The sequence below is a fragment of the Microbispora sp. ATCC PTA-5024 genome, from assembly GCF_000511135.2.
GTDB classification, from domain to species: Bacteria; Actinomycetota; Actinomycetes; order Streptosporangiales; family Streptosporangiaceae; genus Microbispora; species Microbispora corallina.
The window spans coordinates 1,923,326-1,936,147 of record NZ_KI866522.1 but is presented as its reverse complement, the minus strand read 5'-3'; the positions used below and the strand labels follow the sequence as shown (position 1 = coordinate 1,936,147).

Annotated in this window: 14 protein-coding genes; 13 read left to right on the top strand and 1 reads right to left on the bottom strand. The window is 73.7% G+C overall.

Going from position 1 to position 12,822, the window contains the following annotated elements; genetic code table 11:
• The 13 genes from MPTA5024_RS08535 to MPTA5024_RS08475 all read left to right on the top strand — a co-directional run.
• The coding region (locus MPTA5024_RS08535; RefSeq protein ID WP_036321307.1) for a Trp biosynthesis-associated membrane protein at window positions 1-619 on the top strand (619 nt) is incomplete at its 5' end.
• Window positions 620-767: 148 nt separating this feature from the next.
• Window positions 768-1,166 carry a CD225/dispanin family protein gene (locus MPTA5024_RS08530; RefSeq protein ID WP_036321305.1) on the top strand — a complete coding sequence of 133 codons (399 nt, stop codon included), beginning with the start codon at window positions 768-770 and terminating at the stop codon, window positions 1,164-1,166.
• A gap of 4 nt (window positions 1,167-1,170) precedes the next feature.
• Window positions 1,171-1,602, top strand: coding sequence for a DUF2752 domain-containing protein (locus MPTA5024_RS08525; protein WP_036321303.1), 432 nt, complete (start codon window positions 1,171-1,173; stop codon window positions 1,600-1,602).
• Window positions 1,603-1,746: 144 nt separating this feature from the next.
• Window positions 1,747-2,571, top strand: coding sequence for an indole-3-glycerol phosphate synthase TrpC (gene trpC, locus MPTA5024_RS08520; RefSeq protein WP_036321302.1), 825 nt, complete (start codon window positions 1,747-1,749; stop codon window positions 2,569-2,571).
• A gap of 65 nt (window positions 2,572-2,636) precedes the next feature.
• Window positions 2,637-3,842, top strand: coding sequence for a tryptophan synthase subunit beta (gene trpB / locus MPTA5024_RS08515; RefSeq protein ID WP_442922044.1), 1,206 nt, complete (start codon window positions 2,637-2,639; stop codon window positions 3,840-3,842).
• 23 nt (window positions 3,843-3,865) lie between these two features.
• Entirely contained in the window at window positions 3,866-4,660 is a 795-nt protein-coding gene (trpA, locus tag MPTA5024_RS08510) for a tryptophan synthase subunit alpha (RefSeq protein WP_036321298.1), read from the top strand.
• A gap of 136 nt (window positions 4,661-4,796) precedes the next feature.
• Window positions 4,797-5,462: a MauE/DoxX family redox-associated membrane protein gene (locus MPTA5024_RS08505; RefSeq protein ID WP_084369511.1), complete on the top strand. Its 666-nt coding sequence runs from the start codon at window positions 4,797-4,799 to the stop codon at window positions 5,460-5,462.
• Between the two features lie 55 nt (window positions 5,463-5,517).
• On the top strand, window positions 5,518-6,270 hold the full coding sequence (locus MPTA5024_RS08500; protein WP_036321297.1) for a DsbA family protein: 753 nt from the start codon (window positions 5,518-5,520) through the stop codon (window positions 6,268-6,270).
• 253 nt (window positions 6,271-6,523) lie between these two features.
• Window positions 6,524-6,676 carry a zinc ribbon-containing protein gene (locus MPTA5024_RS08495; RefSeq protein WP_036321296.1) on the top strand — a complete coding sequence of 51 codons (153 nt, stop codon included), beginning with the start codon at window positions 6,524-6,526 and terminating at the stop codon, window positions 6,674-6,676.
• Between the two features lie 571 nt (window positions 6,677-7,247).
• The gene (gene lgt / locus MPTA5024_RS08490) at window positions 7,248-8,381 is read left to right on the top strand and encodes a prolipoprotein diacylglyceryl transferase (RefSeq protein WP_084369510.1); all 1,134 of its coding nucleotides are present in this window, start codon (window positions 7,248-7,250) and stop codon (window positions 8,379-8,381) included.
• Window positions 8,378-9,097, top strand: a complete 720-nt coding sequence (locus tag MPTA5024_RS08485) for a VIT1/CCC1 transporter family protein (protein ID WP_036321294.1) — start codon at window positions 8,378-8,380, stop codon at window positions 9,095-9,097. Before lgt ends, MPTA5024_RS08485 begins: the two co-directional genes overlap by 4 nt.
• A complete protein-coding gene (locus tag MPTA5024_RS08480) occupies window positions 9,094-10,017 on the top strand; it encodes a hypothetical protein (RefSeq protein ID WP_036321292.1) in 924 nt (307 codons plus the stop codon). Before MPTA5024_RS08485 ends, MPTA5024_RS08480 begins: the two co-directional genes overlap by 4 nt.
• Before the next feature lie 262 nt (window positions 10,018-10,279).
• Complete coding sequence (locus MPTA5024_RS08475; protein ID WP_036321291.1) at window positions 10,280-11,014, top strand: SDR family NAD(P)-dependent oxidoreductase; 735 nt, start codon at window positions 10,280-10,282, stop codon at window positions 11,012-11,014.
• Window positions 11,015-11,116: 102 nt separating this feature from the next.
• Here the strand turns inward: MPTA5024_RS08475 and MPTA5024_RS08470 are convergent, their stop codons facing one another.
• A complete protein-coding gene (locus tag MPTA5024_RS08470) occupies window positions 11,117-12,667 on the bottom strand; it encodes a bis-aminopropyl spermidine synthase family protein (protein ID WP_051457849.1) in 1,551 nt (516 codons plus the stop codon).
• Window positions 12,668-12,822 lie beyond the last annotated feature (155 nt).

Below are 12,822 nucleotides of genomic sequence, written 5' to 3'. Positions count from 1 at the left end.
CCGGTCGCTGCTCGTCTGGCTCGCCGCCTGCGCCGCCGGAGGCGGTCTCGCGCTGCTGGCCGCCGGCCGGACCTGGGCGGCCGTGACCTTCTCCGCGCAGGCAGGCCCCCTGTCGGCCGGCCGCGTCTCCCTGTCAGGGGGTGAGCTCGTCGCCTCCCTGACCCCCTCCGTGCTGGCCGCGCTCGCCGCGGCGGTCGCCGTGCTGGCCACGCGGGGGATCGCGCGCCGCGTGATCGGGGCGGTGATCTCCCTGTGCGGGCTCGCGGCCGCGGCCGGGGCCTGGAGCGGCACCCGGGCGGAGACCATCGTCGGGACGGCCCGGGAGCACGCCTCGACCGCGATGGTGCCCTCGGGCGGGGCCGTCGCGCACTCCGTGACGTGGGCGTGGCCGCTGGCCGCCGCGACGGGCGGGCTGGTCCTGGTCGCGGCGGGCGTCGTCGCGGCCGTGGCCGGAGGGCGCTGGCCCGGCATGTCCAGCCGGTACGACCGGCCGGCGGGAGGCGGTCCCGCCCGCGCCCCGGGGCGTGAGCGGGCGCCGCGGAGCGAGCGCGCGATGTGGGACGCCCTCGACGAGGGGGCGGATCCCACGATCGAGCCTCCGCGGGACCGTTCCTCGTGACACCCTGTGAGGGCCCCGGGCCGGAGGCCTGACGCCGATCGTCGCCGGGCTCAGATCACAACTTGTCCACAAACTGGACTTATCCCGACCTTATGGCGGGCCCGTCGCTAAGCTCTCGCCGCAATCAGTGATCTCACAGGAGTATCCAATGAGCTACGGAAATCAGCCGGGCGACACGGGGGGCTACGGGGCCCAGCCGCCCGGAGGGGGATACGGACCGCCCGGAGGCTACCCGCCGCCCGGCGGCTACGGTCCTCCCGGGGGATACGGGGCCGGCCCCACGCCGCCCAACAACCACCTGGTGATGGCCATCCTCACCACGATCTTCTGCTGCCTGCCCCTGGGCATCGTCTCGATCGTCTTCGCCAGCCAGGTCAACTCGAAGTGGACCGCCGGCGACTACCAGGGCGCCGTGGCGGCCTCCGAGTCGGCGAAGAAGTGGTGGATCGCCTCCCTGGCGGCCGGCCTCGTGGTCCTGGTGCTGTACATCGTCCTGGTCGTGGTGGCCGGCGTGTTCAGCTTCAGCACCTCGAGTTCGTCATACTGAGGCCATGGCGGCGATCGTCCCCGGGCGGCGCGGGGCGGACCGGCTCCGGTCGGTCCTCGCGCCGCTCGGTGTGGCGGCCGCGACCGCCGCGGCCTTCGTGTACGTCGGGGTCGTCGACCCCAACCGGCCCGGGCACTACCCCACCTGCCCCTTCCTGTTCCTGACGGGGCTGTACTGCCCGGGTTGCGGCACCCTTCGCGCCATGCACGCCCTGGGACACGCCGACGTCGCCGGAGCGCTCGGATTCAACCCGCTCGCCGTGGCGACCGTCCCGTTCCTCCTGTTCTGGTGGGGCCGCTGGGCGCTGCGATCATGGCAGGGACGGCCTGCGCGCACGAGCCTCGCGCACCCCGCGTACCTCTGGGGACTCCTCGCGATCGTGATCGTTTTTTGGGTGGCGCGTAATACGTCTTACGGACATTTCCTCGCACCCTGACACCACCCGGTGGCGGCTCGACGCGAGACGGGCCGATACCATCGCAGGGCAGGACAGCGAGACCAGCCGACCGGAGGGATCCCTACGCGTGAGCGAGCGGACAGGTACTTCGCGCGAGCTCCGAGCCGAAGGCGAGGAGGTCGCGTGAGTGTTCTCGACGACATCATCCTGGGCGTACGGGAGGATCTCGAAGACCGGCAGCGCACCGTGTCGATCGATGAGCTCAAGCGCAAGGCCTCCCGCGCCCCCGAGCCGCGCGACGCGTACGCCGCGCTGGGCGGCGACCGCGTCTCGGTGATCGCCGAGGTGAAGCGGTCGAGCCCCTCGAAGGGCGCGCTCGCCGCCATCGCCGACCCCGCGTCCCTGGCCGCCGACTACGAGGCGGGCGGGGCCCACGTCATCAGCGTGCTGACCGAGCGGCGCAGGTTCGGCGGGACGCTGGCCGACCTGGCGGCCGTCCGCGCCGCGGTCGACATCCCCATCCTGCGCAAGGACTTCATCGTCACGTCGTACCAGCTGTGGGAGGCCCGCGCGTACGGCGCCGACCTCGCGCTGCTGATCGTGGCGGCCCTGGACCAGCAGGCGCTCGTGTCCCTGATCGAGCGGGCCGAGTCGATCGGCCTCGCCCCGCTCGTCGAGGTGCACACCGAGGAGGAGCTCGACCGCGCGGTCGACGCCGGCGCCCGGATCGTCGGGGTGAACGCCCGCAACCTCAAGACCCTCGAGGTGGACCGCGAGGTGTTCGCCAAGCTCGCGCCCAAGGTGCCGGACGGCGTCCTGAAGATCGCGGAGTCGGGGGTGCGCGGGCCGCACGACCTGCTCGCGTACGCGCGGGCCGGGGCGGACGCCGTCCTCGTCGGGGAGAGCCTGGTGACGGGCCGCGACCCCAAGGCCGCGGTCAACGACCTGGTGACCGCGGGGGCCCACCCTGCCTCCCGGCAGGACAGCGGGTCCGAGAAGCAGTCGTGAACCGCGGAGCCAACGAAGGAGGCGGTGTGACCGCGACGGATGACACCCTGCTCACCCCCGCCGACCTGGCCGGCAACGGCGTGTACGGCGACGACCCCGACGTGCGCGGCAAGTTCGGGATCTTCGGTGGCCGGTACGTGCCCGAGGCGCTCATCCCGGCGCTCGACGAGGTGGCCGCGGAGTACGAGAAGGCCAAGAGCGACCCGGAGTTCCTGCGGGAGTTCGACCACCTGCTGCGGACCTACGCGGGGCGGCCCACGACGCTGACCGAGGTGCCGCGCTTCGCCGGGCACGCGGGCGGCGCCCGCATCCTGCTCAAGCGCGAGGACCTCACCCACACCGGCGCCCACAAGATCAACAATGTGCTCGGGCAGGCCCTGCTGACCAAGCGGCTCGGCAAGAACCGGGTCATCGCCGAGACGGGCGCGGGCCAGCACGGCGTCGCCACCGCGACCGCCGCCGCGCTCATGGGCCTGGAGTGCGTCATCTACATGGGCGCCGTCGACTGCGAGCGCCAGGCGCTCAACGTGGCCCGCATGAAGCTGCTCGGCGCCACCGTCGTCCCGGTCACCAACGGCAGCCAGACGCTCAAGGACGCCATCAACGAGGCGTTCCGCGACTGGGTCACCAACGTCGACCACACCCACTACCTGTTCGGCACGGTGGCCGGCCCGCACCCGTTCCCGGAGATCGTGCGCGACTTCGCGCGGATCATCGGGGTGGAGGCCCGCCGCCAGACGCTGGAGCTGACCGGCCGGCTGCCCGACGCGGTCGCCGCCGCCGTCGGCGGCGGGTCCAACGCGATCGGGATCTTCCACGCGTTCATCAACGACCCGGGCGTCCAGCTCCACGGCTACGAGGCCGGGGGCCGCGGCGTCGGGACCGGCGAGCACGCGCTCACCCTGACCGAGGGCAGCGTGGGCGTCCTGCACGGCGCCCGCACCTACGTCCTGCAGGACGAGGAGGGCCAGACGATCGAGTCCCACTCGATCTCGGCCGGCCTCGACTATCCCGGGGTCGGCCCGGAGCACGCCTGGCTGAAGGACTCCGGCCGCGCCGCGTACCACGGCGTCACCGACGAGGAGGCCATGGAGGCGTTCGCCCTGCTCGCCAGGACCGAGGGCATCATCCCGGCCATCGAGTCCTCGCACGCGCTCGCGGGCGCCCTCCGTCTCGGCCGCGAGCTCGGCCCGGACGCGACCATCCTGGTGAACCTGTCGGGCCGCGGCGACAAGGACATGGGCACCGCGATGAAGTACTTCAACCTCTGAACCGGCACCGATAGGGCATCCCGATGACGACTCTCCAAGCGGTGTTCGACAAGGCCCGGGCCGAGGACAGGGCCGCGCTCGTCGGCTACCTGCCCGCCGGCTTCCCGACCAAGGACGGCGCGGTCGCCGCGGCGACCGCCATGGTCGAGGCCGGCTGCGACGTGATCGAGATCGGCCTGCCGTACTCCGATCCGCTCATGGACGGCCCGACCATCCAGGACGCGGTGCACCGGTCGCTGACCAACGGCACCCGCATCGCCGACGTGCTGCGCACGGTGGAGGGCGTCGCGAGGTCCGGGGCGGCCACGCTCGTCATGACGTACTGGAACCCGATCGACCGGTACGGCGCCGAGCGGTTCGCGCGCGACCTCGCCTCGGCCGGCGGCGTGGGCACGATCACGCCCGACCTGACGCCGGAGGAGGCCGAGCCGTGGCTCGCCGCGAGCAAGGAGGCCGGGATCGACACGGTCTTCCTGGTCGCGCCGAGCTCGCCCGACGAGCGCATCGCCCGGGTCGCCGGGTGCTGCACCGGCTTCGTGTACGCCGCCTCGCTCATGGGCGTCACCGGCGCCAGGGCGACCGTCGGCGCGGCCGCCGAGGGGTTGGTCAAGCGGACGCGGGAGCACACGCCGCTGCCCGTCTGCGTCGGCCTCGGCGTCGGCACCGGCCCGCAGGCCGCCGAGGTGGCCGCGTACGCCGACGGCGTGATCGTCGGCTCGGCGTTCATCCGGCGCCTGCTCGACGCGCCCGACGAGGCGTCCGGACTCGCCTCGGTCAGGGATCTCGCCGCGGAGCTCGCCCGGGGTGTCCGTCGCTGACCCCTTCGGGACGTTTGACCAGGCCATGCGGCCGTCGCCGGTCCGTACGGCACGGCTTACCATGCTCTTATCCAACACATGGTGAGGTTGGATCCCGGTACTGTTCAGTCGGAGTTGCCTACCGGGCGAGGAGACTATGGTTCAGTTGGCGTCCGGCACCTCGGTGTCGGAGAGGTTACAAACCGCGAAGCCGGCGCTCTCCTGGGTGACGACGGCGGCGCGGCTGGTGCTCGCCGGCGTGCTCATCGTCGCGGGGGCGATGAAGATCGGCGCCCCGGCCCTGTCGGTGCAGGCGGTTCGGGCCTACCAGCTGCTGCCGGACGGTCTCGCCACGGCCTTCGGGTACGGGCTGCCGGTACTGGAGATCATCCTGGGCCTGCTGCTGGTCGTCGGCCTGCTGACCCGTCCGGTGGCTGCGGTGGGCGGCGTCCTCATGGCGATGTTCATCGTCGGCATCGCGTCGGCGTGGGCCAGGGGCCTGCGCATCGACTGCGGGTGCTTCGGAGGCGACGGCAGCCTCGCGGCGGGCCAGGATCCCAATTACTTCTGGGAACTGCTGCGGGACATCGGGCTGTTCGCGTGCGCCGCCTGGACAGTGATCAAGCCGCCCGGCCGCCTGGCCCTCGACTCCGCGCTCGGCCTCACCGGGCCGCCGGAGGCGGAGGACGGCGACCCCCCGTCCGAGGGCCTGCACGAGGCCCGAGCCGAGGCCGCGTCAGAGGCCCGGCCGGAGGGCCCGTCCGTGGGTCCGTCCGTGGGCCCGTCCGGGAGTCGGTCCGGGGGCGAGGACGTGAGGCGGTGACGCCACCACAGGCAGGCGGGGGAGCGCCGGTCGGCGCGGCCAGGGGGGAGGCTCGGTGAGCAAGCGAACGAGCGAGGCGGCCAGGGCGCGCATTGCGGCGCAGCGGGAGGCCCTGCGCAAGCAGGAGCAGCGCAAGCGCACGACGACGATCATCGCCGTCGTGGTGATCGCCGTGGTCGCGGTCGCGATCGGCTGGTGGTCCATGCGGCAGGGAGAGTCGGAGAAGGTCACCGGCGGCCTCGCCCCCGTCACGATCCAGCAGGACGGCTCGGTCGTCATGGCCAAGCCGGGCGTCACCGCGCCCGTGGTCGACGTGTACGAGGACTACCAGTGCCCCGCCTGCAAGCAGCTTGAGGAGACCAGCGGCTCGACGCTGAAGAACCTCGCTGCCGAGGGCAAGGCGAAGGTCGTCTACCACATGATCACGATCTTCAGTGACGAGCCGGCCCACTCCAACTCGCTGCGCGCCGCCAACGCCGCCCGGTGCGTCACCGACGGCTCCCAGTACATGAAGTTCCACGACCTGCTCTACCAGAGGCAGCCGAGCGAGACCGAGACCGGGTTCAGTCCCGACGACCTCGTGAAGTGGGGCAAGGAGGCCGGTGTCACCGCGCCGGACTTCGAGACGTGCGTGCGGCAGCAGCGCAACGTCTCCGCCCACGACCAGTACACCAGCACGATCATGTCGTCCCTCAAGCTGAGCGGGACGCCCACGGTCATGCTCAACGGCCAGAGCCTCGACACGGGCACCGCGTTCGTGCCGAGCGCCCTGCGCGACGCCGTGGTCAAGGCCCCCTCCAAGGGCTGAATCGACGGGATGTGAAGAGCCGGGGACCGGTCCCCGGCTCTTCCGCTGCCCGCGACCGGCGCGCCCGGGCCCCCGGTCCGCGCCCTCCCGGCGGTCGTGCGCGGCATGCCGGAGGGGGCGCGCGTCCGCCGGAGGCGGGGCGCACCAGCGGTGCATCCGTGGGGGTTCGCGGCGGGTCTGTGGGGGTTCATGGCGGGTGGGCGTGGGAGGAGCGGGTATCGGTTCGGGTATCGGCTCGATGAGAGGAGCCGCCATGCCCGCCCACACCGGAGAGAAGGCCCGCGAGACGGGTGTCTTCCACTGCGCCGTCTGCGGGGAGAAGGTGTCGGTCCAGAAGGGCGACACGATCCCGAAGTGCCCGAACGGCCACACCGAGTTCGACAGCCGCACCCAGGAGCCCCGCTAGACGTTCTGAACTCGCCCGGGCGATGCCCGGAGGGACCTCCGGAGGCAGGGCGGGGGACCTTGTGCCCTGCCCGGGCCGGTGTGCCGCGCGGGACGCTGGACGCGGACGGGAACGAGACGCCGGGACACGGCCCAACAGGCAGGACGCGCCGGCGCCGCCCCACCGTCCCAGTCCCACGGGTCCGGGTCCGTGGGACACGACGGGCCGGGGACGCCGGTCCTCCGACCGGCCCTCCCGGGCCCGCCCGCTCCGATCCGTCCTCCCGATCGACGCCGGGAGGACGGATCGGAGCGATCACAGGGCCCGCGCCTCACGATCCTTCCCAGATCGGCCGCGTAACGTTAACGCGCCCCCACGCCTGCCCGCCGCACGCCGGTCCGCCGCCACGCCCGCCCGCCCCGCCGGAGCTCCGGGAGGGTGGGCGAAACGCCGTTGGAGGGCCGGGATCGGTGCGTCCGGGTACGGTCCGCGGAGGCGGGGGGAGGCCGGGCGGAACGGCGGATGACGGACTGGGCACGTTCGTCCACGGCGCGCACCGGGGGCACCCCCTCTTGCGGTAACGTCACGTGACATGCCCCTCCTCGCCTCGATTCCCAGCCCGTCCCAGGGGGTCTGGAATCTCGGACCGATCCCGATCCGGGCTTACGCGCTGTGCATCGTGCTCGGCGTCATCGTCGCCGTCTGGATCGGCGAGCGCCGCTGGCGCGCCCGCGGCGGCGCGCCCGGGACCGTCACCGACCTGGCCGTATGGGCCGTGCCGTTCGGCCTCGTCGGCGGCCGCCTCTACCACGTCATCACCGACTGGCAGCTCTACTTCGGCGCCGACGCCCCGAAGCGGCCGGTCGACGCGCTCTTCATCTGGGAGGGCGGCCTCGGCATCTGGGGCGCCATCGCCCTCGGCGCCCTCGGCGTCTACATCGGCTGCCGCCGCCGGGGGATCTCGTTCACCGCGGTGGCCGACACCCTGGCCCCCGGCATCGCCGTCGCCCAGGCCATCGGGCGCTGGGGAAACTACTTCAACCAGGAGCTGTTCGGCGGGCCGACCGACCTGCCGTGGGGGCTGCGCATCGATCCGGGCCGTCCCGGCACGGTGCCGGGGGTGGAGACCTACCACCCCACCTTCCTGTACGAGTCGCTGTGGGACCTCGCCCTCGCCGGCGTTCTCGTGCTGGCCGGCCGCAGGTTCGGGCTGCGGTACGGCCGGCTGTTCGCCCTGTACGTCGCGGGCTACACCCTTGGCCGGTTCTGGGTCGAGGGCCTGCGGGTCGACCCGGCCCACCACGTCCTCGGCCTGCGGCTCAACCAGTGGACCTCGATCGTCATCTTCCTGCTCGCGCTGGCGTACTTCTGGGTGACCCGCGACAAGTCCGGGGACGAGCCGCTGGGCGTGACCGCCGAGCCCGCGGGCGGCCCGGCCGACGGCGACGCCGACCCGGCCCACCAGAGGGACCAGGCCGACGAGTCCGACCTGCGCGACCACGACGAGGCGTCGCCAGGGGGAGACCGCACCTCCGGCGACGATCCCGGCGGGGCGGCCGCCGCCCTGGAGGGCGCGGACGGGACCGCTCGGGACGAGGCCGCCCTCTCCGCCGGCACCCCTGCCGACACGCCTGCCGGCACCGCCGCTGACACTGCCGCTGACGCCGCCTCCGCGCCCGCCGCGGAGGTGGGGGCCGCCTCCGACCGGGAGGCCGGCCGGCGATGACCCAGGCGGACTCGGGGGAGCGGGCCGAGATCCACCACCAGCACCGCGACGTCAACGGAGGCTGGTTACGACCCGCGGTTTTCGGTGCCATGGACGGCCTGGTGTCCAACTTCGCCCTGATCGCGGGCGTGGCGGGAGGCACGGCGGATACGAAGATCATCGCTCTGGCGGGCGTGGCCGGTCTGGCGGCGGGGGCCTTCTCGATGGCGGGCGGCGAGTACGTCTCGGTCGCCAGCCAGAGCGAGCTGGCCCAGGCCGAGATCGACATCGAGCGGCGCGAGCTGGAGCGGAATCCCGAGGCCGAGGAGGAGGAGCTCGCCCAGCTCTACGTCCAGCGCGGCGTCGACCCGGCCACGGCGCGGGAGGTCGCCCGGCAGATCTCCCGCAACCCCGAGCAGGCGCTCGTCGTGCACGCCCGTGCCGAGCTGGGCGTCGATCCGCACGACCTGCCGTCGCCGGTCCTGGCCGCGGTCTCCTCGTTCCTGTCCTTCAGCGTCGGCGCGGTGGTTCCGCTGGCGCCCTACCTGTTCGGCGTCCGCGGGCTGTGGATCTCGGCGATCGTGTCCATGGTGGCGCTGTTCGCCGCCGGGGCCGTCGTCTCGCGCGTGACCGCCCGCAGCTGGTGGTTCGGCGGACTGCGGCAGCTGCTGGTGGGCGCGCTCGCGGCCGCCCTCACCTGGGGACTCGGCTCGCTGATCGGGGCCGGCGGCCTATGACCAAGCGCAAGCGCCGGTCCTCCGCACCGGCGCCGCGCTGGACCGGCTCGGCGCTGTCCGAATGGGGGCTGTCCGAGGGGAATCAGCGGATCCTCGTGTGGACCGGGTCCGTCGTGGCCGTCCTGGCCGTGGCGCTCGTGCTCACGCTGCTGGTCAACGTGTTCGCGGGCGGCCAGGCGGCGCCGGTCCCTGAGTCCGGGGGCGGCGTCATCGGCCAGGGCCGCCCCTCGGCGTACCAGGCCTGGCCGTCGGTCAAGGAGTTCGCGCCGATCGCCGACCGCAGGGCCGACGCGCGGCCGCTGACCGCTCAGGAGGTGTTCGGCGCCCGGACGCTGACGGCCGGCAAGATCACGCTGCGCAGGGTCGCCGCCCACCTGGACTCCGGCTGCGCCGGGGCGGTCTGGGGGGCCGACGTGGTCGACGCGCTCAACGGGGCGGGGTGCACCCAGGCGCTGCGCGGCCTGTACGCCACCCAGGACGGGGCGTACGTCGCGGAGTACACGATGTTCAACCTCGCCGACGAGAAGTCGGCCAACACCCTCGTGCAGTCCCTCGGGACGCTCTACCGCGGCGGCTGGACGCTCCCCCTGGAGTCCCCGAAGGCCGCCTTCGGCGCGTACACCGAGGGCAGCGGCCAGGCGATGGGCCACTACGCCGGGGTGGTGTGGATCGGCAGGTCCGACGGCGCGGAGCCGGGGGAGAAGGACGACTTCGTCATGCTCGGCCTGGCCGCCCGCGAGGTGGAGAAGGCCCTCTACCGCCGGGTGGTGGCCGTCGCCGGGGTACCCACCGCCCCCGTGAAGCCCGGGTCCGGGGACGACACCGCCCAGCCGTCCGAGGCCGCCCCCAGCGAGCCCGGCGCCGGGCCGAGCCCGTCCCCGTCGGGCGCCGTCCCGTCCCGGAGCCTCGCCCCGCAATGACGTCCCCGGACGGCGGGCCGGTCGCCGAGAAAGGACGCGGTCGCCGGATTCGTCGTGTGAGCCGGCGCGATGTGGGGAGGACGTCGGGCGACGGCTGAGCCGGCGCTGGGCCCGTCCTCGCCGGTCGGCGCCGAACCGCCCGGCCCTGCGCCGCGATCCGCCGGCAGGGCCCAGGGGCCGGCGGGCCGAGCAGGCGATCGACGTGCGGCCGGGGGGGCGTTCCGGTGAGACGACCGCCTGTCTCGCGCGAAGGGGGATCGCCATGGAGATGTCAGGGCTCACCGCTCTCGTCACCGGCGCGACGGCCGGGATCGGCAGGGCGGTCGCCGTCCGACTCGCCGGGGAAGGCGCCGAGGTCGTCGTCCACGGACGCGACGCCGAGCGCGGCGCCGCCGTGGTCGGGGAGACCGAGGAGGCGGGGAGAAGGGGGCGCTTCGCCGGGGCCGACCTCACCGACAGCGCCGACGTGCTGCGCCTGGCGGAGGAGGCGGGCGACGTCGACCTGCTGATCAACAACGCCGGCGTCTACCGGTTCCTGCCGACCTCGCAGATGACGGACGAGGTGTTCGCCCTGCACATGGACCTCAACACCCGGGCCCCGTACCTGCTGGTCCGGGCGCTGGCGCCGGGCATGGCGGAGCGCGGAGGCGGCTCCATCGTGAACATCAGCACGATGGCGGCCACCGTGCCCACGAAGGGCGCCGGGATGTACGCCGCCTCCAAGGCCGCGCTCGAACAGCTGACCCGGGTGTGGGCCGCCGAGTACGCCGAGGAGGGCATCCGGGTCAACGCGGTCGCCCCCGGCCCGACGCGCACACCGGGGACCGGCGACATGGACGCGGCCATGCTCGACGCGATCGCGGCGACGACCGCCCTGCGCCGGGTCGCCGAACCCGAGGAGGTGGCGGAGGCCGTCGTCTTCCTCGCCTCCCCTCGCGCGAGCTACATCACCGGGGTCGTCCTGGAGGTGGCCGGCGGCCGCCCCGCCATCGGCTGACACCCTCCCGCCCGCTGACGGCCGGTGCGCCATGTGCTTCGCGCGCCTCCCGCCCGGTGGACGTGAGCCGGCGCGGCAGGCGTCGGCACGACCGCCGCGGCGTCAGGCCGGGGGGCGCAGGCTGCGGGCGACGGCGGCGGGGAGCCCGGCGAGGCGGTGCAGGGGGAGCTCCAGCGGGGAGACGTCGCCGGCCCACGGCGCGACCTCCTCGACGGCGGCCCTGGCCTGCCTCTTCGTGAGCCCGGCGGCCTCGGTCAGCCCCTCCCGCCAGGCGTTGGCGACCTTTCCGTGGGCGCTGTCCAGGATCCGCCGGACGACGCGCTCCGCCGGGCCGTCCGGGAGCGGGAGCCGTACGGCGTCGATCACCGGGCCCTCCGCGGTGAGGTCGTACACGGGCGTCAGCGGCGCGGGCGGCTCGACCGGAGCGGACAGCACGACCCGCACGCGGCGCGCCCGCGTGGCGAGCAGCAGGCGCGGCAGCGCGGCCTCCAGCCCGGCCGGGACGGCGACCGCCACCCGCTCGGGGTCGGCGGCGTACGGCTTGGCGAGCCAGGTGGCGAGGCGGACACGGGGAACCGAGGGCAGCACCTCACGCGGCCAGTCGCCCACGAGCAGGCCCGGACCGAACGCCGCCAGGTCGCCCGGCTCCTGCGCCGACGGGGCCGAGGGCGCCGGGGCGGCCTCCACGGCCTGCGGCCCCTGCGTGTAGATGGCGGTGGCGAGCCTGTCGAGGCGGGCGGCCACGGACGGCCAGGTCTTCGTGGTGGGCCGCAGCACGTAGAGGTCGGCCGCGCTCCCGATCGCCTCCGCCCCGTGGTACCGGTTGAAGTTCGGGAAGATCGCCTCGTTCAGCAGGTTGAGGTCGGACAGCGCCTTCTGCACCTTGAGCGCGAGCATCGGCGTGCGCTCGGAGGCGCCGTACGCCAGCAGGATGCGGCCCTCGTCCCGGTCGCGCAGCCCTTCGGCGGCGCGGGCGGCGAACAGCCCGACCCCCTCCGGCGTGTACGGCGGGTCGGTCACCGCGAGGTCGGCCCAGCCGCGCAGCGACACCGGGAGGCCGAGCCGCAGGTCGGCCCAGCGGGTGCGGACGCCGAGGTCCTGCTCGTCGATGTAGGCGAGGATCCGGTCGTCGATGTCGGCCACGGCCACCTCGACCTCGGGGTGGACCATGCGGACGGCCAGCGAGGTGAGGTCGTGGTCGCCCACGCACAGCAGCCGGGCGCCGGGCAGCCAGAAGCGCCGGCCGAGCAGCAGGGCCCGCCGCAGGACGGTCTCGGCCGTGGCGGAGACGTGGTCGAGCGCCGACCGCCCGCGCGGGGCCCGGGCGATCAGGGACTCCAGCCGGTCGAGGACGTCGGCGTATCGGGGGACCAGGCCGGCCACCGGATTACCTAGATCCGAAATATCCTCTTGGAGGGGGGTGTTATAGCGTTTAGCCTGATCGGTAGGGATTCGGACGCGGTCGCCGCTGTGCTCAAGGGGGAGCGCACGCAGCAGCGCCTCGACCGATCGCCGCGACGTCGCGGTCTCCCGCACCAGGTCGGGCAGGGTCCACCAGCGGCCGTCGCCGAGAAGCGCCAGAGCTTCCCGGAGGCGGAGGCCGTCAACCCCGGCCTTGGCCAACACGTCGTCGATCACCTCACCAACCGCCATGCGGCAACTGTATCCATGGTGTTAACCAGTGAAGGTTCGCGAAGTGGACCGGGGGGGCACTATTCCGGCAGGGTGCGGTAATCTCTACTCACCACAACCGCAGCAGGGCCAACGTCGTCCCTCTGTTACGCGCAGACGATGACGACGGGAGTGAC